We start from the raw sequence: 19,739 nt of genomic DNA, 5'->3' as shown, positions 1-19,739 counted from the left end.
ACTTACCGCCAGCAACCGCCGCCAAACTGAAGCGAAGTTCAAGAACAGACCAAACTTCCAGGCTGGGCATCGATCGTTAGTGTTGCTCAAGTTTAAAACTTCTGCAAAAGTCCTACCTTGGTCTGCCATGTCAGGACCTATGCGTATCGGCTTGCATCAAGGAGTATCGGTCGTGTTCCGTACCCGATTCACCCGTCGTCTCCCGGCCGCGCTGGCGGTCACCGGGCTCGCCCTGGCAGTGGCGGCCTGTGGTGGTGAGTCGTCGACCACCACCGACGCTGCCCCCCAGGCGACGGCGGCGCAGCTCAACCCCCAGGCGGACCTGTCCAAGCAGACGATCAACGTGACGGTCTGGGACGGCTACACCCCCAAGGAACTCGCCCAGCGAGCCACCGAGAAGCTGAAGATCTCCAAGATCGACATCGGCCTGCACGAGACCAACGAGAAGGCCATGGCCAAGCTCACCGTCCCCGGTGACAGCGGCATCGACGTGGCCTTCGTCTCCGGCCAGTACGCCGAGGCGCTCAACGCGCAGGGCCTGCTGGAGCCGATCCATGCCGAGCTGATCCCGAACCTGGCCAACCTCTACCCCGAGGCCACCCAGCTCTCCTACGACAAGGGCAACAAGTACTCCGTGCCCTACACCTGGGGCACCACGGGCATCTGCTACCGCAAGGACCTGCTCAAGACCACGCCGTCGAGCTGGAACGACCTGCTCAACCCGCCGGCCGAGGCGGTCAAGAAGGTCACCATGATGACCACCGAGCGCTGGCTGGCCCTGCCCGCGCTGAAGTCGCTCGGCCTGTCGGTCAACACCGACAAGGACGAGGACATCGCCAAGGCCAAGGAGCTGCTGCTCAAGGCCAAGCCGAACCTGCTCGGCTACGACGACACCACCTTCGGCGAGAAGCTGAAGTCCGGCGAGGCCGTCATGGCCGAGGCGTGGGACGGCTGGTGCCCGACCACCGAGAAGAACATCGGCTGGGTGGTGCCGAAGGAGGGCTCCGACCTCTGGGTGGACACCATGGTGATCATGAAGTCCTCCAAGAACAAGGAGGCCGCCCACGCCCTGATCAACTACATCCTCGACCCGGAGATCCACAGCTGGGCCGCGGAGAACATCGGCTACAAGGTGCCCAACAAGGCCGCCATGGACCGCGTGAAGATCGCCGAGGGCTCGCTGCTCGGCATCACCCCGGCCGACCTGCTCATGGGTGAGTCGCTGATCGACCTGGGCGAGGCCGCCACCAAGTACACCCGCCTGTCGACCGAGGTCGCGGCGCAGCAATGAGAAGCAGGCCCCGGTTCTGGGCGGCCTCGGCTTTTCTGGGGCCGGGGCTGCTCTACCTGCTCGCCTTCCTCCTGATCCCGCTCGCGCTGATCTTCGGATTCACCGTCTTCAAGCGCGGGCGGTTCGGCGGGATCGTCTACGAGTACACGGCGGAGAACTTCGCCCGCCTGTTCGACCCGCTCTACCTGGGCGTGGTCGTCGACTCGCTCAAGCTCGCGGGGATCACCACGCTGCTGGCGCTGCTGCTCGGCTACCCGACCGCGTACGCCATCGCCCGGCTGCCGCACAAGTGGCGGACGATCGCGCTGGTGGCCGTGGTGCTGCCCTTCCTGACCAGCTTCATCATCCGCATGTACGCGCTGATCATCCTGATGAGCGGGCCCGGCCTGATCAACTCGGCGCTGGGCACGGAGCTGGAGCTGCTCTACCACGAGGGAGCGATCGTCACCGGCCTGCTGTACTGCTACCTGCCGCTGATGGTGCTGCCGCTGTACACCGCCATCGAGCGGCTCGACCCGCAGCTTCGCGAGGCCTCCGGCAACCTGGGCGCGAACGCCTTCACCACCTTCCGGCGCGTCACCTTCCCGCTGACGCTGCCCGGCGTGCTGACCGGCTGCATGTTCGTCTTCGTGCCGAGCTTCGGCAACTTCGCCGTCCCGGAGATCCTCGGCGGCAGCAAGTCGCTCATGGTCGGCAACCTGGTGCAGACCGCCTTCCTCAAGGAGCGCGACTACCCCTTCGGCTCCACCCTGGCCCTGGCGCTGATCGCCGTGCTGCTGGTGCTGCTGCTGATCCAGGCCAAGGTGGCGCGTCGTGGGTAAGCTCCGCCTGGTCCCGCTCTGGATCACCTACGTCTTCCTGTACCTGCCGATCCTCGTGGTCGTGTGGATGTCGTTCAACGCCGGGCGCTCGCCGTACGTCTTCGAGGGCTTCAGCCTGCGCTGGTACGGCGAGCTGGCCGCCAACGACCGGCTGACCGAGGGCCTGGTCAACACGCTGATCGTGGCGGCCGGCACGACGGTGCTGTCGACCGTGCTCGGCACGCTGCTGGCGGTGGGCCTGGCGCGGTACACCCGCTCCAAGCTGCTCGACGCCGTCGCGCTGATGCCGGCGGTCCTGCCCGACCTGGTGATCGCCATCGGGCTGCTGATGGTCTACTCGCTGGTCCAGTTCACCCTGGGCCTGTGGTCGGTGATCATCGCGCACAGCGTCTTCGCGATGGCCTTCGTCACCGCGGTGGTCAGGACCCGGCTCTCGCACGCCGACGCCTCCCTGGAGGAGGCCTCCCGCGACCTGGGCGCGGGGGCGTTCCGCACCTTCGTCCGCATCACCCTGCCGCAGCTCGCGCCGGGCATCGTGGCCGGGGCGCTGCTGGCCTTCACGTTGTCGATCGACGAGTTCGCGATCGCCTTCTTCACCGCGGGCAACACCCAGCAAACGTTGCCCATCGTCATCTACTCCATGCTCAAGGTCGGGGTGAAGCCCGAGGTCAACGCCCTGGCCACGGCGCTCCTGCTGGTCAGCTTCACTGCGGTGATCGCCGGTCAGCGCCTGACGAAACTAGGGGAGAGCCGTGCTCACGATTGACCGCGTCAGCCGCCGCTTCGGTGAGGTCACCGCGCTGGACGAGGTCTCGCTGGAGATCGGCCAGGGTGAGTTCTTCGCGCTGCTCGGACCGAGCGGCTGCGGCAAGACCACGCTGCTGCGCATCCTGGCCGGGTTCGAGACGCCCGACTCCGGCGCCGTCACCCTCGACGGCGAGGACCTGCTGAAGCTGGCGCCCAACCGGCGGCCGATCAACCTGATGTTCCAGTCGTACGCGCTGTTCCCGCACATGAGCGTGGCCAAGAACATCGCCTACGGCCTGGAGCAGGAGAAGCTCGGCCGCCAGGAGATCCGCCGCCGCGTCGGCGAGGTGCTGGAGACCGTCGGCCTCGGCGAGCTGGGCGAGCGCAAGCCGCAGCAGCTCTCCGGCGGCCAGCGCCAGCGCGTCGCCCTCGCCCGCGCCATCGTCAAGCGGCCCCGGCTGCTGCTGCTGGACGAGCCGCTGTCCGCCCTGGACAAGAAGGTCAGGGCCGACATGCAGCTGGAGCTGAAGCGGCTGCAGAACGAGGTCGGCATCACCTTCGTGGTCGTCACGCACGACCAGGAGGAGGCCATGTCGCTGGCCGACCGCATCGCCGTCTTCTCCAAGGGCAGCGTCTGCCAGGTGGACGCGCCGGTGGCCCTGTACGAGCGGCCCAAGACCCGGTTCGTGGCCGACTTCGTCGGGGCCAACAACATCTTCGAGGACGGGCCGGAGCTGCTGGCCGTACGGCCGGAGAAGATCAGGCTGGACGGCGGGAAGCTGGAGGGCAGCGTCGCCGACGTGAGCTTCTACGGCGGCACCTCGCACATCTCGGTGACGGTGGCCGGGCGCGCCAAGCCGGTGCTCGTGGCGGTCCAGGGGGCCAGCACGGTACGGCAGGGCGAGGCCGTGGCCCTCGGCTGGGACCCCGGCGACGCGGTGCCGATCAGTGAGTGAGTTCGCAGCCCGTCGCGGTACGGGCATACGTCATGATCAGCTCGGCCGCCCGGTCGGTGTCGATCGCCGGGTGCCGGGCGGTGATCCGGTAGCCGTAGGCGTCCTCCAGAGCCACCAGGTTGCGCGCGATGGACAGCGAGTCGGCGGCCAGCCGGAAGACGCCCAGCGCCGCCCCGGTGTCCAGGATCGACTGGTACATCGCCACCTGGCGGTCGTACAGGGCGGTCAGGAGCACGCCGTAGACGCGGTTGCGCCCGGCGGCGCCGCCGGCCTCGTTGAGCAGCCGCACGTCCGGGTCCTCCGGCCCGGTGGGCAGCCCGGCGCGGATGGTGGTGACCAGCTTCTCGACCGGGTCGCCGATGCTGCCCACCCGCTCCATCCGCTGCTCGTAGAAGCGTTCGACGCCGGCCTGCTGGGCGTCGATCAGCAGCTCGGACAGCTCGGGGTAGTGGTAGAGCACGGCCCCGGAGCTGAGCCCGGCCTCCTCGGCGACGTGCGCGAGCTGCACCCGGTCGAGCCCGTGGCGGACGATGGCCCGGCGGGCGGCCTCGATCAGGTCGATGCGCCGGTCGGTGCGGCTCTTGCGCTGAGTCACGGGTGCAATAGTGCCCTGAAGTTGACCTTGCTCGCTAGTAATAGACATTCGACCCATATGTCCCCCCGGAGCTAGAAATGTCACTCACCATCCTGTTCATGCCGGAAAGTGCCTACGGGCCGACCAACAACTGCATCGGCATCGGCGACATCCTGCGGCAGCGCGGCCACCGCGTGGTCTTCGCCGCGGAGGCCTCCTGGAAGGGCAAGCTGGAGGCGCTCGGCTTCGAGGAGGACCTGGTCGACCTCGCGCCCCCGGCCGAGGACGCCGAGGAGCAGGACCCGGGCCAGTTCTGGAAGGACTTCATCCGCGACACCGCGCCCGAGTACCGCAAGAGCACGCTGGAGCAGCTCTCCACGGTCACCAAGCCGATCTGGGACTCGCTGATCGACGGCGCCAAGTACTGCGAGCCGCAGCTTCGCGAGATCATCGCCCGTGTGCAGCCGGACGTCATCGTCGAGGACAACGTCATCACCTTCCCGGCGCTGCTCACCGCGGGCAAGCCGTTCGTCCGCATCGTCTCCTGCAACCCGCTGGAGATGCGCGGCGAGAACGTCGCCCCGGTCTTCTCCGGCCTGCCGGCCGCCGACCGCGGCGAGTGGGACGGCTTCCGCGCCGAGTACGAGCGGACCCACCGCGAGATCTGGACCGCCTTCAACGAGTGGTGCGTCGAGCAGGGCACCGAGCCGCTGCCCGACCTGGACTTCATCCACCAGGGCGCGCTCAACCTCTACGTCTACCCCGAGGCCCTCGACTACGTCGCCGACCGGCCGCTGGACGAGTCCTGGCACCGGCTCGACTCCTCGGTGCGCGAGACCGACGAGGCCTTCGAGCTGCCCTTCGAGCGCCGCGAGGACGCCGCGCTCGTCTACTTCTCGCTCGGCTCGCTCGGCTCCTCCGACGTGGAGCTGATGCAGCGGGTGATCGACATCCTCGGCACCACGCGGCACCAGTACATCGTCTCGATGGGCCCGCTGCACGCCGAGATCAAGCTCGCCGCCAACATGTGGGGCGCCGAGTTCGTGCCGCAGACGAAGATCATCCCGCTGGCCGACCTGGTCATCACCCACGGTGGCAACAACACCACCACCGAGGCGATGCACTTCGGCAAGCCGATGATCCTGCTGCCGCTCTTCTGGGACCAGTACGACAACGCCCAGCGCGTGGACGAGCTGGGCTTCGGCGTGCGGCTGTCCACCTACGCCTTCGCCGACGACGAGCTCACCGGAGCCGTCGAGCGCCTGATCGGCGACACGGAGCTCCGTGGTCGCCTGGCGGCGATCGGCGAGGAGATCCGCCGCCGTGACGGCCTGCGCAAGGCCGCCGACCTCATCGAACAGCTCGGATAGGAACATGCGTCAACTGATCAACCCGGCGACCGGCCAGCCCTTCGACGAGGTGCCCGACACCTCGGTGGAGGCGGTGGCCAAGGCCGTCCAGCGGGCCAGGACGGCCTTCGCCACCTGGTCCGAGCTCACCCCGGGTGAGCGCTCCCGCGTCCTGCTGCGCCTGGCCGACCTCGTGGAGGCCGACGCCGAGGAGCTGACCCGCCTGGAGGTCGAGGAGACTGGCAAGCCGGCCGCCGTCTTCCGTGACGGCGAGCTGCCCTTCGCGGTGGACAACCTCCGCTTCTTCGCCGGTGCGGCCCGCTCGCTGGACGGCTCGGGCGCGGGGGTCTTCTCCCAGGGCTACACCTCGGTCATGCTGCGCAGGCCGGTCGGGGTCGTCGGGTCGATCAGCCCGTGGAACTTCCCCTTCATCATGGCGGTCTGGAAGGTCGCGCCCGCGCTCGCCGCGGGCAACGCCGTGGTGATCAAGCCCGCTCCCATGACGCCGCGCAGCACCCTGCGCCTGGCCGAGCTGGTCGCCCGCGCCGGCGCGCCCGAGCACCTGCTCCAGGTCGTCCTGGGCGGCGCGGAGGTCGGCCAGGCCCTGGTCACCGACCCCGGCGTGGACATGGTCAGCGTCACCGGCTCGACCGAGACCGGCCGCGCCGTGATGAGCGGCGCGGCCCAGACGCTCAAGCGGGTCCACCTGGAGCTGGGCGGCAAGGCCCCGGCGCTCGTCTTCGAGGACGCCGACCTGGCCGAGATGGCCCGCGGCGTGGCCATGGGCGCCACCTACAACACCGGCCAGGACTGCACCGCCGCCACGCGGGTGTACGTCGACCGCCGCGTGTACGGCGACGCCGTCGCGGCCATCGAGGCGACTGTTGCCAAAATCACTGTCGGCGATCCGTGGGACCCCTCCACGGACATCGGACCGCTGATTTCCGCCCAGCACCGCGAGCGCGTGCACGGTTTCGTGACGCGTTCGGGCGGGACCGTGGCCCACGGCGGCCGGCCCCTCGACGGGCCCGGGTTCTACTACCCTCCGACCCTGGTCACGGGCGTGGAGCAGGGTAGCGAGATCGTCCAGGGCGAGATCTTCGGCCCGGTGCTGGCCGTCCTGCCCTTCGACGGCGAGGAGGAGGCGATCCGGCTGGCCAACGACACGCGGTACGGCCTGGCCTCCTCGGTGTGGTCGCGCGACGTGGCCCGGGCCATGCGCGTCTCGCACCGCCTCGACGTGGGCGTGACCTGGATCAACGACCACCTGCCCATCGCCAGCGAGGCCCCGCACGGCGGCGTCAAGGGCAGCGGCTTCGGCAAGGACATGAGCCAGGAAGCGGTCCAGGAGTACTCGGTGACCAGGCACCTGATGATCAAGCATGCGGCACCGGCGGAGCGGGACTCCTTCCGGCCAGCCTAAAACGCGCGGTTTGGGCGCATTTGTCAAGAAATGGTCGGTTCGCCGATCTGGTAGGGGTTGTGTTCCAATTACCCCCATCCAAGATTTCTTATGCGCCCAACGCGTCTCGGATTTTCCAGAGCACGTCGGACGGCGAGAGGTTGCGAAACACAGTGAGGAAGGAAATCCCCAGGCACGCCACGTCGGGGGAGCAGACCGGCGGACGGTTCCAGCTCGGGAACCTGCGCGTACGGTCCAGGCTCGTGGCGCTGATCCTCATTCCCACCGTCGTCGGCGTGCTCCTCGCCGCCATCCAGCTCACCGACGCCATCTCGACCAGCTCGGAGTACCGGCGCCTGACGCAGGTCGCCGAGCTGGTGCGACGGCTGGGCGGGCTCTCCCACGAGCTCGGCAAGGAACGCACGCTCACCGCGTGGTTCGTCGCCGACAAGCGGCCCACCGGCCACCTGACCCGGCTGAAGGAACAGCGCGTCAAGGTCGACACGCTCCGCGGCCAGGTGCTCAAGGCCACCGAGGTGATCGACGGCGGCCACCAGCCGCGTGTGCGGCACGCGGTGGAGGAGATGCGCCGCTGGCTGAACGGCCTGCCCGCGCTCCGTGACTCCATCGTGGGCGAGAGCGCGCCGCCCCGCGCGGCCATCCGGACCTACACCAGCCTGATCGAGGTCCTGCGCGCCCTGCAGGGCGAGATGGTGACCGTGGGCGACGACCGCCTCGTCGCGGACGGCAGCGCCTTCGCCGCGCTGCACCGCGCCAAGGAGGAGGTCGCGCGCCAGCAGGTCATCCTCACCGTCGCGCTGGCCGAGAACCGCCTCGACTACGACGACCTGTCGGACTTCCTCGGCTCCTGGGACCGCCAGCAGGCCGAGCTCGACCGGTTCACCGCCGAGGCCGCGCCCGCCGAGGCCCTGCTCTACCGCAAGACCGTGCGCGGGCAGACGGTCGACCGCGCCGACGCCATGCGGCAGCGCGCCCTGGCCCAGCTCCGCGAGTACCGCACCATCCGCGACCTGGACATCAGCACCCGGCGCGACCTGAACGTCTGGTACGCCTCCACCGGCGTCACCGTCGACCTGACCCGCAAGGTCGAGGACGCGCTGGCCGCCAAGCTGGTCAGCCGCAGCCAGGAGCTCCAGGACGCCGAGCAGCGCAACGCGATCATCTCCGGCGCGGTCATCCTCGTCCTGCTCATCCTGGTCCTCGTGATCACCACCTGGGTGGCCGGCTCGCTCGTCCGCCCGCTGCGCCGGCTGCGAGCCGAGGCGCTGGAGATCGCCGGATTCCGCCTGCCCGAAACCGTCCGCGCTCTGCGCGAGTCGGGGGAGAGCACGCTGCCCCAGGTCGCCTCGGTTGGTGTCACCACCCGCGACGAGATCGGTGAAGTCGCCCGGGCCTTCGACGAGGTCCACCGCGAGGCGATCCGGCTGGCCGGTGACGAGGCCAAGCTGCGTGCGAACGTCAACTCGATGTTCGTCAACCTGGCCCGCCGCAGCCAGACCCTCGTCGAGCGCCAGCTCGACCTCATCGAGGAGCTGGAGCACGGCGAGGAGGACGAGAGCCGGCTGTCCAGCCTGTTCCGCCTCGACCACATGGCCACCCGCATGCGGCGCAACTCCGAGAACCTCCTGGTCCTCGCCGGCCAGGAGACCGCCCGCAAGTGGAGCGAGCCCGTCCCGCTCGTGGACGTGGCCCGCGCCTCGCTGTCGGAGGTCGAGAACTACGAGCGCGTCGCCATCCAGATCCCCTCGGACCTGGAGATCGTCGGCCCGGCCGTCACCGACACCGTCCACCTGCTCGCCGAGCTGATCGAGAACGCCATCTCCTTCTCCCCGCGCGAGACCAAGGTCGTCGTGACCAGCGCCCCCGTCGCCGGCGGCGGCGTGCTGCTGTCGGTGACCGACCTCGGCATCGGCATGTCGGCCGAGGAGATGGGCGAGGCCAACTGGCGGCTGACCAACCCGCCGATCGTGGACGTCGCGGTCGCGCGCCGCATGGGCCTGTTCGTGGTCGGCCGGCTGGCCCTGCGCCACGGCATCCAGGTCCAGCTCCGCCCGCGCGAGGGCGGCCCCGGCCTCACCGCCATGGTGCTGCTGCCCGCCGTCCTCATCGTCCCGGCCTCCGCGCCGACCCAGCAGATCCCGGCCTACGCCGGGGCCGGCCAGGGTTCCACCGGGGGCGCCACGCCCGCCGGGCCCAACCCGTACGGCCAGCCCCAGGCCCTCGTGCCGTACGGCGAGCAGCCCCCCGCGGGCTTCGACAGCGCGCGCTACGAGCAGCAGGCCCCGGCGACCGGCTTCGACGGCCCCATGTTCGGCGACCGCGGCGCCTTCGGCGACGACCGCTCGGCCGGCTCCGGCAGCGCCGGGCTCGGCGTCATGGACACGCCGTGGCCGACGCACCTGCCCCCGCCCGGGGGCGGCGACTCCTGGCCGTCGGCGGCCGAGGAGCCGCAGGAGGTCTACGAGCAGCCCGACTTCCAGCGCGAGCGGCCCAGCCGGCTGGCCGACGAGCCCGCCGCGTCGTGGCCGTCGTTCGCCGAGACCGCGCGCGAGCCGTACGCCGAGCCCTATGCCGATCAGGCGGGGCGCGAGCCGTACGCGGAGTCGTTCGCTGAGTCGTTCGCGGAGGCCGACGGCACCGGCCCGCTCCCGGTGATCCGGGAGTCGGTGCTGGACGACCGGGGCGAGGAGGCGCACCTGCCGATCTTCTCGGCGGTCAGCACCTCCGACTGGTTCACCAAGCCCGAGATCCTGACCCGCCCGGCCGAGCAGCGCGCCGAGCAGCGGCAGGACGGTCCCGGACTGCCGCAGCGCGGCGCCGACTCCTTCGGCTCCACCGGCGACTTCGGTTCCCTCGGCGCTTCCGCCGGTGACTTCGGCGCCCCGGCCGGTGACGGCGGTCTTCCGCAGCGCCGTCCGGGCGCCACCGAGCCGCCGGTCGACAGCTCCCTGCCGCAGCGCTCGCCCTTCGGGGAGTCCGCGTACGGCGAGCCCGCCTCCGGCGCCTTCGCCGGCGGTGGCTCGGCGGCCGGTGGCTCCATGTTCGGCGACGCGGGCCAGGGTGGCGGCCTGCCCCGCCGCCAGCCCGCGGGCGGCGGCTTCGGCGACGCCGACCCGTTCGGCTACGGCGACCAGAGCCAGGGCCAGAGCGGCCAGGGCCACTTCGGCCAGAGCCAGAGCCAGAGCCAGAGCCAGAGCGGTCAGGGCGGCCTGCCGCAGCGGCAGCCGTCCTCGGGCAACTCGCTGCTGCGCGGCGGCCCGTCCGAGCCCAGCACCGGCGGAACCACCAGCACCGGCCTGCCGCGCCGGGTGCCCAAGGCGAACCTGGTGTCGGGCTCGGTGCAGAGCTCGGGGTCGTTGTTCGGCGAGCCGGCGGAACCGGTCTCCCCGGACCGGCTCCGCAGCCGGCTGTCGAGCTTCCAGCAAGGCGTACGGCAGGGCCGTGAAGAAATCGGAGAGGAATGAGCATGAGAGAACTGAGTCAGGGCGCGCGCGGCGTCAGCTGGTTGATCACTGACTTCGTGAACAACGTGCCCGGGGTGGCGCACACCGTGGTGGTCTCCGCCGACGGGTTGCCGCTGGCTTTCTCCGAGGGCTTCCCCAAGGACCGGGCCGACCAGCTCGCCGCGGTGGCCTCCGGTGTGGTCAGCCTCACCGCGGGCGCGGCCCGGGTGTTCGAGGGCGGCGCGGTCAGCCAGACCGTCATCGAGATGCAGCGCGGACTGCTGATGATCATGTCCATCAGCGACGGGTCGAGCCTGGCCGTGCTGGCCTCGGCCGACTGCGACATGGGCTTGGTGGCCTACCAGATGACCCTGCTCGTCGAGCGGGCGGGCCAGGTGCTCACCCCCGCCGTGCGGGCCGAGCTGCAGGCGGCCCGCCCCCGCTAAGGGCGGTTGCGACGGGAGAGGTTTGTGTCAGAGCAGGGTTGGACGGGTGATACCTCGCCGAACAAGCCACGCAAGGCCAACTCTCTGGTCCGGCCGTATGCCGTGACCGGAGGGCGGACCGCGCCGCGGATCAAGTTCGCTATGGAGGCGTTGGTATCGGTCCCCGCGGAATTGACAGCCGCGCACCAAGACATTTCACTTATCAGTCCGGAGTATCAAACGATCATCAACCTGGCTCGCCAGGTACGCTCGATCGCCGAGATCTCCGCTCTTTTACGACAGCCGCTCGGGGTCGTCCGAGTGCTGATCGCCGACATGGCGGCGGAGGGGCTCATCCGCGTCCACCAGCCTGCGCTGGAGTCGGGTAAGCCGGACCTCAACCTGCTCGAAAGGGTGCTCAGTGGACTTCGCAGGCTCTAGAGGCCTCTCCTCGACGAAGATCGTCGTGGCAGGCGGCTTCGGTGTCGGCAAGACGACATTCGTGGGTGCGGTTTCGGAGATCCTGCCGCTGACCACGGAAGCCGTCATGACCGACGCCTCGGCGGGGGTGGACGACCTGTCGCTCACGCCGACCAAGACCACCACCACCGTGGCGATGGACTTCGGCCGGGTCTCCCTCGACCAGGACCTGATCCTCTACCTGTTCGGCACGCCCGGGCAGCACCGGTTCTGGTTCATGTGGGACGACCTGGTGCGCGGCGCCATCGGCGCGGTGGTGCTCGTCGACACCCGGCGGCTGGCCGACAGCTTCCCGGCGATCGACTACTTCGAAGAGGCGCAGCTGCCCTTCGTGATCGGCATCAACGGCTGGGACGGGAGCTTCCCGCACCAGGCCGAGGAGGTGCGCGAGGCGCTGTCGCTGCCGCCGTACGTGCCGATCGTCTCGCTCGACGCGCGGGCCCGCGAGTCGGTCAAGCAGACGCTGATCACGCTGGTGGAGCACGCGCTCACCCGGCACATGGCCACCCCGGCCTAGTCCTTCCGGACCGGGCGGCGACCCTCAGGCTCGCCGCCCGGACCGACAGCGCCCCCTGGCCGGCGCCGCTCCCGGCAACGTCAACGCTCCGCGTGCGCGCCCCGGTGCCAGGCCAGCAGCCGGGCCTCGACGAGCAGGAAGCCGCTGTTCAGCACGATGCCGAGCAGCCCGAGCAACACGATCGCCGCCCACAGGGCCGGGATGTCGATGCCTTCCGCCTCCCGCATCCGGTGGCCGATCCCCTCCGTGCTGGCGTAGAGCTCGGAGATGACCATCATGATCAGCGCCAGCGAGACGCTCAGCCGCAGCCCGGCGAAGATCTTGGGCGCCGCCGCCGGCAGGATGATCCGCCAGAGCTGCTGAGCCCGGCCCATCCGGAAGACGCGGGCGGTCTCCAGGTACTGCCGGTCCACGAACCGGGCTCCGTCCGCCGTGTTGATCAGCACCGGCCACAGCACGCCGTACACGATGGCCGCGATCTGCACCGGCGACCCGATCGGGAAGAAGAGCAGGAAGAGCGGCAGCAGCGCGGCGGGCGGCACCGAGCGCCCGAAGTGCACCAGCGGCCCGGTCAGGTCGGCCAGCGTCCGCGACCGGCCGATCGCCAGGCCGAGCGCCACCCCGGCCGCGGCGGCCACCGCCCAGCCGGCGCCCAGCCGGGCGAGGCTGGGCAGCACGTCGGCGGCGCCTTCCGGGCTCACCCACAGCGTCACGGTCTTGGCCGCGATCACCGAGGGCGGCGGGAAGTAGACCGCCTCGGCCAGCCGCGAGCCCGCCTCCCACGCGGCCAGCGCCACGACCACCAGCGCCAGCCGGATCAGCGTGTGAAGTGCCACCGGAACAGCCTCCGCTCGGCCAGGGTGAACAGCAGGTTGGCCGCCAGCCCGAGCGCACCGGCCCAGAGCGTCCCGGCGAAGACCAGGTCGGGCCGGTTGGCGGTGCCCGCCTCCAGCAGGAAGACGCCGATCCCGCCGCCGCCGGCCAGCAGTTCGACGCTGACCGCGACGATGAGCGTGACCGAGGCGGCGATGCGGACCGCGGTGGCGATGAAGGGCGCGGTGCTCGGCAACGACACCCGCGCCAGCACCGCCAGCGGCCCGAAGCCGAAGGCGCGCAACGTCTCCTTGGCCAGCGGGTCCACGTCGCCCAGGCCGTACATGGTGTTGATGAGCAGCGGCCACGAGCAGGTGTAGACGATCAGCGCCGTCTTGGCGTCGTGGCTGTCGGTCCAGACGAACATGGCCAGCGGGATCAGCGCCAGCGACGGGATCGGCCGCAGGAACTCCACCAGCGGCCGCACCGACCGCTCGATCAGCGGCACGCTCCCCAGCAGCAACCCCAGAGGTACGGCCAGCATGATCGCGATGGCCAGGCCGGCTCCGCACGCCAGCAGGGTGGCGCCGGCGTGCGCCAGGAAGGCCGGATCGACCGCCAGCCCGGCCGCCGCCGCCAGGACGGCCGAGGCCCGCGGCAGGAAGGACGGTCCGAAGAGCTCGGCGGCGAGCAGGACCGCCGCCACGCCCGCCGCACCCAGCGCGACCTTCCTGATCATCCGATCTTGGCGGGGACGAGCTCCGCCACGTCCACCTTCCTGCCGATGTAGCCGTAGCCCTGCAGCAGGTCGGCCAGCTTCTGGAAGGCGGCCTTGTCGACCTCCATCGAGAAGGTCCCGAGCTTCATCTTGGCCGCCACGTCCGCCGGGATCTTGGTGTAGGTCGGGATGACCTCGTTGATCGCCGCCCGGTCGTCGCTCGCCAGCTTCTGGGCCTTGGCGAGCGCGCGGTGGAAGGCGGCGGCGGTCTTGGGGTTGTCGCTCAGCCACTTCTCCGACACACCCCAGGCGTCGATCGGGATGCCCGCGGTCGGCCCGCTGGTGGTGTCGATGAGCTCGACCGCGCCCTGCGCCTTGGCCGCCGACAGGAACGGCTCGACCAGCCACGCGGCGTCGACGCTCTTGCTCGCCAGCGCGGGGAGCTGCTGGTCGAAGGGGACGGCGGTGAACTTCACGTCGGCCGGGGTGAGCCCGGCCTGCTGCAGATGGGCGTTGGTGACCGTCTGGCCGAGCGCCTGGAGCACGTTGACCGCGACGGTCTTGCCCTTCAGGTCGGCGACCGCCTTGACCGGGGAGTCCGCGGGCACGACCACGCTGGCGATGCCCGGCGCGCCCGCCTGGACGTGCTGGAAGAGCTTGAGCTTGGCCGTGCCCTTCTCGTGGATGGCCAGCAGGGAGACGTAGCTGGTCAGGAAGGCGTCCATGCTGCCGTTGAGGATCTTCGGCAGGACCGCCTGCGGAGCCTGGATGATCTCCGTCTTGACGGTCAGGCCCTCCTCCTTGAAGAAGCCCTTCTTCTCGGCGATGAAGAGCGAGGCCGAGGAGGGGACCGGCACCACGCCGACGGTCAGGGTGGTCTTCTCCAGCCCGCCGGTCGAACCCGAGTCGCCCCCGCCGCCACAGGCGGCGAGGGCGAGGGCTAAGGCGGCTACGGCGGCCAGACGTCTCATGCGGGGGTCCTTTCGACGCCGCGCACCAGCCGGCCCACCTCCGCGCGCAGGTGGACGAAGTCGGGGTGCTCGCGGGTGCTGATCTGGTCACGAGGTCCGGGCAGGTCGACCTTGAGGTCGCCGACCACGTGCGCGGGAGCCTTGGACAGGATGACGACGCGGTCGCCGACGTAGACGCTCTCGTCGATGTCGTGGGTGATCAGCACGATCGTCATCCGGTGGTGCCCGCGCACCTGCAGGACCAGGTCCTCCAGATCCTCGCGGGTCTGGGCGTCCACCGAGCCGAAGGGCTCGTCCATGAGCATCAGCGACGGACGGTAGGCCAGGGCGCGGGCGATGGCCACGCGCTGCTGCATGCCGCCGGACAACTGGAACGGGTACTTCTTGCCCGCCCCGGACAGGCCCACCGACTCCAGCGCCTCCTGGGCGGCCTCCTTGCGCTTGGCCTTGTCCAGGCCGCGCCGGCGCAGCGGGAGCGCGACGTTGTCGGCGACCGACATCCAGGGGAAGAGCGAGCGGCTGTAGTCCTGGAAGACCACGGCCAGGTTGTCGGGGGTCTGGCGGACGAGCTCCCCGCTCACGCGGATCTCACCGCCGGTCGGGGTGATGAGGCCGGCGATGGAGCGCAGGAGGGTGGACTTCCCGCAGCCCGACGGGCCGACGATGGACAGCAGTTCGCCCTCGGCGACGTGGAGCGACAGGCCGTCGATCGCGTGGTGCGCGGTGGGGCCGCTGCCGTAGGTGTGCGTGAGGTTCGATATCTCGAGCAAAACCGGGATCCTTGCGGGGGGAGGAGCGGCGGAACATCGGGACTCTATCCGAGTGCGTCTTGGCCGGTCACTCATCGAGTCAAGATAATTGACCATTAAGCGGCGTTTATGTCTATTTCTCCGGTTTTATGGCTTTAAGAGAAGCGGGTGTGCCTGAAGCCCGGCTTCCCCGCGGAGCCTTCTGAGATGATCGGCGCGGCTCCCCGCGCGGTGCGCATGAAGGCTGACATTTGCGGCCTCGGCGCTATTTGCCGGGGTTCGGACGACTATGATCATTTGGTGGTTACGGCGGGGAAGGAGCACTCGTGCGGGCTTTGATCATCGGTGGCGGGATCGGCGGGCTCACCACCGCGCTCAGCCTCCACGCGGCGGGCATCGACTGCCGGATCGTGGAGTCGGCCGCCCAGCTCAAGCCCCTGGGCGTCGGCATCAACCTGCAGCCGCACGCGGTGCGGGAGCTGACCGAGCTCGGCCTGGGCGACGCGCTGGAGCGCACCGGCGTGCGGACCAGCTTCATGACCTTCACCGACCGCTTCGGCGGGGTGATCATCGCGTTGCCGCGCGGCCTGTCGGCCGGCTACCGCTGGCCGCAGTACTCCATCCACCGCGGCGAGCTCCAGATGCTCCTGCTGGAGGCGGTGCGCGAGCGGCTCGGCGCCGACGCGGTCGTCACCGGCACCACGTTCGAGGACTTCGTCCAGGACGAGGACGGCGTCACCGCGCGGCTGTCCACCGGCGAGGAGCGCGCCGACGTGCTCGTCGGCGCCGACGGCATCCACTCCGCGGTGCGCGCCCGGCTCCACCCGCACGGCGACCACCTGCAGTGGTGCGGCGTGCAGATGTGGCGCGGCGTGGCCGAGGGCGAGCCGTTCATGGACGACGCGACCGTGCTGGTCGCCGGCTCCAACGCGGTCGCCAAGTTCGTGGCCTACCCGGTCTCGGCGCGGGCCCGCGAGCGCGGCCGGGCGCTGATCAACTGGGTGGCCGAGGTCAAGGTGGCCGAGCCTGGCGTGGTGGAGCTGGCCGACTGGACCGGCCAGGGCCGCCTGGAGGAGGTGCTCACGCACTTCGCCGACTGGAAGCACGCCCTGCTCGACATCCCGGGCGTCATCGCCGCGACCGAGCGCATCCTGGCCTACCCGATGGTCGACCGCGACCCGCTGGACGGCTGGGGGAGCGGGCGGGTCACGCTGCTGGGCGACGCCGCGCACCCGGTCTACCCGATCGGGTCCAACGGCGGCTCGCAGGCGGTGCTCGACGCGCGGGTGCTGGCTCGCTGCCTGGCCACCGCCGGCCGCCCGGAGGACGGGCTGGCCGCCTACGAGCTGGAGCGCCGCGAGGCGACCAACGCGCTGGTCCGCGCGCACCGCGAACTGCCGATGGAGAGCACCTTGCGGCTGGTCGCCGAGCGCGCGCCGCAGGGGTTCGGCGACATCGCCGACGTGCTGACCGCCGCGGAACTGGCCGAGACGGCGGAGGCCCAGCGGAGGCTCACCGACATGGATGTCGAGGAGCTCAACCGCCGGGCCTCGTGGAGCGTGGCCTGACCCTCACCGGGGGCCGGGCCCGCTCGGGAGCGGGCTCGATTCCGGTGCGGGTCAGGAAGCAGCCGGGGAGTGCACCAGGGGCGCCACGTCGAACTTCGCCTTGAGGTAGCCGAACTTCAGCATCAGGTCCGCCACCCGCTGGAGCCGGGTCGGGTTCACCGAGGTGGAGTAGCCGCCGAGCTGCATCAGGTCGGCCGTGGCCTGGTCGATCTTGGTGTACTTCGGCAGCGCCGCGTCCACCTCGTCGGAGTTGCTGATCGCCAGCTCGATGGCCTTGGTGAGGCCGCGCTGGAAGGCCGCGACGGTCTTCGGGTTCTTGCTCGCGAACTCCTCGGTCACCAGGTAGCCGGCGATCGGGAAGTCGGCGGTCGGGCCCTGCATCAGGTCGGTGATGGTCTTGGCGCCGTTCTTGCTGGCGGCCAGCTCGTGGAAGGGCTCGGGGAGGAAGGCCGCGTCGATCTGGCCCTGCTCCAGCATGCCGGGCATCTCGGGGAAGGGGTGCTCCACGAACTGCACGTCCTCCGGCTTGAGGCCGGCGACCTCGAGCTGGGCGCTCACGGTCAGCGTCGCCACGTTGTTCAGCGTGTTGACGGCGATCTTCTTGCCCTTGAGGTCGGCCATCGAGGTGACCGGGGAGTCCTTCTTGGCCATCAGCAGGAAGTTGTTCGGCTTGGCCACGTAGGCCTCGGCGATCACCTTCAGCTTGGCGACGTTCTCGGCGGAGGCCTTCAGCGCGGAGACGTAGTTGGAGTGCAGCACGTCGAGCTTGCCGGAGGCCAGCTCGCCCATGGCCGCCGCGCCACCCTGGATGGTCTGGACCTTGACGTTCAGGCCCTCGGCCTTGAAGAAGCCCTTGTCGATGGCGATCTGGACCGGCGCGACCTCGGGCAGCGGCAGCATGCCGACGGTGAGGTCGGTCTTCTCCAGACCGCCCGTCCCCGAGCTGGTGGTGCTGCCGCCGCCACCGCAGGCGGTGGCGGCGAGGGCGAGTGAGACGACTAGTGCGGAAATGCTTATGCGACGCCGGAGACCGGACATGGACTCTCCCGGGGGGAAGCGCGTGCCGAAATACACGCCCAAGCTGTGATCTTGCGGTCGATGAGCTTAGCGCAAGGCGATGGATTGACCTATATTGCCGGATTCCTCCTGTTACCCCTTGGCCTTGCTTGTAAGGAAATGTCCGGATTCTTGGGCCCCCAGAAAAGCGCCCATGAATCCGGACATTCGGTAATAAAAACTGTGTATTTGGAATATGTCGTCTGATTGTGGGATGGATCAGACGGTCTGCCGCGCGAACCGGTGCCAGGCCAGCAAACGCCTCTCCACCAGCAAGAACAGCCCGTTCAGCAGCAGTCCGAGGACGCCGAGGAGGATGACCAGCCCCCACACGCTCGCGAGGTCGAAGTTGCGCTGAGCCGTCAGCAACTGGAAGCCGATCCCGTCGGTGGCGCCCACCAGCTCCGAGATGACCATGAGGATCAGCGCCAGCGACAGGCTCACCCGCAGCCCGGCGAAGATCTTCGGCGCCGCGGCCGGGAGGATCACCTTGGTCAGCCGCTGCCGCCCGCTCAGCCCGAAGGCCCGGGCCGACTCCAGGTAGAGCGCGTCCACGTTGCGCGCCCCGTCGATGGTGTTGAACAGCACCGGCCAGACGATGCCGAAGGCGATCACCGCGATCTGCATCCGCGGCCCGCTGCCGAACAGGGCGAGGAAGACCATCAGCAGCGCGGGCGGCGGCAGCGCCCGGCCGAACTGGATGACCGGGTCGAGGAAGCGCAACGCCACGGCGGTACGGCCGAGCAGCAGCCCGAGCCCGATGCCGATGACGCCGGCCAGCACCCAGCCGACCAGCAGCCGCCCGATGCTGGGCGGGAAGTGGCCCAGCGCCGCCTCCGACAGCCAGAGCTGCCCGGCCGGGCCGGAGAACCACATCTCCACGGCCTTCGCCGCGATGGCCGACGGCGGCGGGTAGAAGGTGCTCTCGCCCGCCCGGGCGAGCAGCTCCCAGCCGCCCAGGATGGCCGCGAACACCGCGATCCGCGTCAGCGTGAGGGTGAACCGGTTCATCGGGCGCCTCCGGTCTTGGCCGTGTGCCAGCGGAACATCCGCCGTTCCGCGCCCACGAACGCGGCGTTGGTCAGCAGGCCCAGCACGCCCGCCCACAGCACCGCGGCGACGGTGAGCAGCACGCCCTCGGGGCTGCTGCCGGCCTCCAGGATGAAGGTGCCGATCCCGGATTCCTGGCTGCTGATCAGCTCCGCGCTGATCGCGACGATGAGGCCGAAGCCGGCGGCGATGCGGATCCCGGTGGCGATGAACGGCGCGGCGCTGGGCAGCGAGACCCGGGCGAGCACGGCCGACCGGCCGAAGCCGAAGGTGCGCAGCGTCTCCTTGGCCAGCGGGTCCACGTCCTTCACCCCGTAGATCGTGTTGATCAGGATCGGCCAGGTGGACGCGTAGGCGATGACCCCGATCTTCATCTGCAGGTTGTCCGGGAACAGGAAGACGGCCAGCGGGATGATCGCGATCGACGGGATCGGCCGCAGGAACTCGATCACCGGCCGCGCCACCGCCTCCAGTGCCGGCACGCTGCCCAGGACCAGCCCGGCCGGTACGGCCAGCAGTACGGTCAGCGCCAGCCCGGCGGCCCAGGCGCCGAAGGTGCCCGCGATGTCGCCCAGGAACGCCGGGTCGGCGATGAGCGTGATCGCCTCGGCGATGATCGTCGAGGCCAGCGGGAACAGATCCGTGGAGATCAGACCGGTGCGCCCGGCCAGTTCGGCGAGGAGCGTGACGCCCACGACGCCGAGCACGCCGCACACCACTTTGTTTTCGGTCCAGCTCGGTGCCCTCATGGGAACTGTCCTATCCGCATGGGTCTCCTCGTGTTTAGC

Annotated in this window: 19 protein-coding genes; 11 read left to right on the top strand and 8 right to left on the bottom strand. The window is 70.0% G+C overall.

Going from position 1 to position 19,739, the window contains the following annotated elements:
- Window positions 1–172: 172 nt before the first annotated feature.
- Genes ACIBG7_RS00490 through ACIBG7_RS00475 form a run of 4 tightly spaced genes read left to right on the top strand, consistent with a single transcriptional unit; the run spans window position 173 to window position 3,815 of the window.
- On the top strand, window positions 173–1,291 hold the full coding sequence (locus ACIBG7_RS00490) for a spermidine/putrescine ABC transporter substrate-binding protein (protein WP_357918047.1): 1,119 nt from the start codon (window positions 173–175) through the stop codon (window positions 1,289–1,291).
- Window positions 1,288–2,112 (top strand): ABC transporter permease, encoded by an 825-nt coding sequence (locus ACIBG7_RS00485; RefSeq protein WP_357918050.1) that lies wholly within the window; start codon window positions 1,288–1,290, stop codon window positions 2,110–2,112. Before ACIBG7_RS00490 ends, ACIBG7_RS00485 begins: the two co-directional genes overlap by 4 nt.
- Window positions 2,105–2,878: an ABC transporter permease gene (locus tag ACIBG7_RS00480; protein ID WP_357918053.1), complete on the top strand. Its 774-nt coding sequence runs from the start codon at window positions 2,105–2,107 to the stop codon at window positions 2,876–2,878. Before ACIBG7_RS00485 ends, ACIBG7_RS00480 begins: the two co-directional genes overlap by 8 nt.
- On the top strand, window positions 2,865–3,815 hold the full coding sequence (locus ACIBG7_RS00475) for an ABC transporter ATP-binding protein (RefSeq protein ID WP_357918055.1): 951 nt from the start codon (window positions 2,865–2,867) through the stop codon (window positions 3,813–3,815). Before ACIBG7_RS00480 ends, ACIBG7_RS00475 begins: the two co-directional genes overlap by 14 nt.
- On the opposite strand, the gene ACIBG7_RS00470 is transcribed toward ACIBG7_RS00475, so the two are convergent.
- Window positions 3,805–4,410 carry a TetR family transcriptional regulator gene (locus ACIBG7_RS00470; protein WP_357918058.1) on the bottom strand — a complete coding sequence of 202 codons (606 nt, stop codon included), beginning with the start codon at window positions 4,408–4,410 and terminating at the stop codon, window positions 3,805–3,807. The genes ACIBG7_RS00475 and ACIBG7_RS00470 overlap by 11 nt on opposite strands.
- 98 nt (window positions 4,411–4,508) lie before the next feature.
- On the opposite strand from ACIBG7_RS00470, the gene ACIBG7_RS00465 reads away from it, so the two are divergent.
- The 6 genes from ACIBG7_RS00465 to ACIBG7_RS00440 all read left to right on the top strand — a co-directional run bounded on the left by ACIBG7_RS00465 (window position 4,509) and on the right by ACIBG7_RS00440 (window position 12,026).
- A complete protein-coding gene (locus ACIBG7_RS00465; RefSeq protein WP_397334708.1) occupies window positions 4,509–5,759 on the top strand; it encodes a nucleotide disphospho-sugar-binding domain-containing protein in 1,251 nt (416 codons plus the stop codon).
- Window positions 5,760–5,763: 4 nt separating this feature from the next.
- Window positions 5,764–7,161, top strand: coding sequence for an aminobutyraldehyde dehydrogenase (locus ACIBG7_RS00460; RefSeq protein WP_357918063.1), 1,398 nt, complete (start codon window positions 5,764–5,766; stop codon window positions 7,159–7,161).
- Window positions 7,162–7,403: 242 nt separating this feature from the next.
- Entirely contained in the window at window positions 7,404–10,625 is a 3,222-nt protein-coding gene (locus tag ACIBG7_RS00455) for a nitrate- and nitrite sensing domain-containing protein (protein ID WP_397334707.1), read from the top strand.
- Between the two features lie 2 nt (window positions 10,626–10,627).
- On the top strand, window positions 10,628–11,050 hold the full coding sequence (locus ACIBG7_RS00450; protein WP_397334705.1) for a roadblock/LC7 domain-containing protein: 423 nt from the start codon (window positions 10,628–10,630) through the stop codon (window positions 11,048–11,050).
- A gap of 24 nt (window positions 11,051–11,074) precedes the next feature.
- A complete protein-coding gene (locus tag ACIBG7_RS00445) occupies window positions 11,075–11,470 on the top strand; it encodes a DUF742 domain-containing protein (RefSeq protein ID WP_357918068.1) in 396 nt (131 codons plus the stop codon).
- Window positions 11,451–12,026, top strand: a complete 576-nt coding sequence (locus ACIBG7_RS00440; RefSeq protein ID WP_357918070.1) for an ATP/GTP-binding protein — start codon at window positions 11,451–11,453, stop codon at window positions 12,024–12,026. Before ACIBG7_RS00445 ends, ACIBG7_RS00440 begins: the two co-directional genes overlap by 20 nt.
- A gap of 80 nt (window positions 12,027–12,106) precedes the next feature.
- Here the strand turns inward: ACIBG7_RS00440 and ACIBG7_RS00435 are convergent, their stop codons facing one another.
- The 4 genes from ACIBG7_RS00435 to ACIBG7_RS00420 are packed head-to-tail and all read right to left on the bottom strand — an operon-like array spanning window position 12,107 to window position 15,298.
- Window positions 12,107–12,862, bottom strand: coding sequence for an ABC transporter permease subunit (locus ACIBG7_RS00435; protein WP_357918072.1), 756 nt, complete (start codon window positions 12,860–12,862; stop codon window positions 12,107–12,109).
- Window positions 12,844–13,578, bottom strand: a complete 735-nt coding sequence (locus ACIBG7_RS00430; RefSeq protein WP_397334703.1) for an ABC transporter permease — start codon at window positions 13,576–13,578, stop codon at window positions 12,844–12,846. The genes ACIBG7_RS00435 and ACIBG7_RS00430 overlap by 19 nt, the downstream gene beginning before the upstream one ends.
- The gene (locus tag ACIBG7_RS00425) at window positions 13,575–14,528 is read right to left on the bottom strand and encodes an ABC transporter substrate-binding protein (RefSeq protein ID WP_357918077.1); all 954 of its coding nucleotides are present in this window, start codon (window positions 14,526–14,528) and stop codon (window positions 13,575–13,577) included. Before ACIBG7_RS00425 ends, ACIBG7_RS00430 begins: the two co-directional genes overlap by 4 nt.
- The gene (locus tag ACIBG7_RS00420; RefSeq protein ID WP_357918080.1) at window positions 14,525–15,298 is read right to left on the bottom strand and encodes an ABC transporter ATP-binding protein; all 774 of its coding nucleotides are present in this window, start codon (window positions 15,296–15,298) and stop codon (window positions 14,525–14,527) included. Before ACIBG7_RS00420 ends, ACIBG7_RS00425 begins: the two co-directional genes overlap by 4 nt.
- Before the next feature lie 305 nt (window positions 15,299–15,603).
- Here ACIBG7_RS00420 and ACIBG7_RS00415 point away from each other — a divergent pair, with 305 nt between their 5' ends.
- Window positions 15,604–16,845 (top strand): flavin-dependent oxidoreductase, encoded by a 1,242-nt coding sequence (locus ACIBG7_RS00415; protein ID WP_397334701.1) that lies wholly within the window; start codon window positions 15,604–15,606, stop codon window positions 16,843–16,845.
- A gap of 51 nt (window positions 16,846–16,896) precedes the next feature.
- Here ACIBG7_RS00415 and ACIBG7_RS00410 read toward each other — a convergent pair whose 3' ends face one another.
- The 3 genes from ACIBG7_RS00410 to ACIBG7_RS00400 all read right to left on the bottom strand — a co-directional run bounded on the left by ACIBG7_RS00410 (window position 16,897) and on the right by ACIBG7_RS00400 (window position 19,700).
- Entirely contained in the window at window positions 16,897–17,883 is a 987-nt protein-coding gene (locus ACIBG7_RS00410; RefSeq protein WP_357918086.1) for an ABC transporter substrate-binding protein, read from the bottom strand.
- Between the two features lie 237 nt (window positions 17,884–18,120).
- Window positions 18,121–18,912, bottom strand: a complete 792-nt coding sequence (locus ACIBG7_RS00405) for an ABC transporter permease (protein WP_397334700.1) — start codon at window positions 18,910–18,912, stop codon at window positions 18,121–18,123.
- Window positions 18,909–19,700 (bottom strand): ABC transporter permease, encoded by a 792-nt coding sequence (locus ACIBG7_RS00400; protein ID WP_357918092.1) that lies wholly within the window; start codon window positions 19,698–19,700, stop codon window positions 18,909–18,911. Before ACIBG7_RS00400 ends, ACIBG7_RS00405 begins: the two co-directional genes overlap by 4 nt.
- Window positions 19,701–19,739 lie beyond the last annotated feature (39 nt).

It is taken from the genome of Nonomuraea sp. NPDC050328 (assembly GCF_044459405.1).
Classification (GTDB): Bacteria; Actinomycetota; Actinomycetes; order Streptosporangiales; family Streptosporangiaceae; genus Nonomuraea.
This window is presented reverse-complemented; position numbering and strand designations above follow the sequence as displayed.

Bases quoted from the DNA above. Each gene is read 5' to 3' on its own strand.
- ACIBG7_RS00450 (WP_397334705.1), top strand. From the start codon at position 10,628: ATGAGAGAACTGAGTCAGGGCGCGCGCGGCGTCAGCTGGTTGATCACT.
- ACIBG7_RS00460 (WP_357918063.1), top strand. From the start codon at position 5,764: ATGCGTCAACTGATCAACCCGGCGACCGGCCAGCCCTTCGACGAGGTG.
- ACIBG7_RS00400 (WP_357918092.1), bottom strand. From the start codon at position 19,700: ATGAGGGCACCGAGCTGGACCGAAAACAAAGTGGTGTGCGGCGTGCTC.
- ACIBG7_RS00485 (WP_357918050.1), top strand. From the start codon at position 1,288: ATGAGAAGCAGGCCCCGGTTCTGGGCGGCCTCGGCTTTTCTGGGGCCG.
- ACIBG7_RS00465 (WP_397334708.1), top strand. From the start codon at position 4,509: ATGCCGGAAAGTGCCTACGGGCCGACCAACAACTGCATCGGCATCGGC.
- ACIBG7_RS00425 (WP_357918077.1), bottom strand. From the start codon at position 14,528: ATGAGACGTCTGGCCGCCGTAGCCGCCTTAGCCCTCGCCCTCGCCGCC.
- ACIBG7_RS00405 (WP_397334700.1), bottom strand. From the start codon at position 18,912: ATGAACCGGTTCACCCTCACGCTGACGCGGATCGCGGTGTTCGCGGCC.
- ACIBG7_RS00430 (WP_397334703.1), bottom strand. From the start codon at position 13,578: ATGATCAGGAAGGTCGCGCTGGGTGCGGCGGGCGTGGCGGCGGTCCTG.
- ACIBG7_RS00410 (WP_357918086.1), bottom strand. From the start codon at position 17,883: ATGTCCGGTCTCCGGCGTCGCATAAGCATTTCCGCACTAGTCGTCTCA.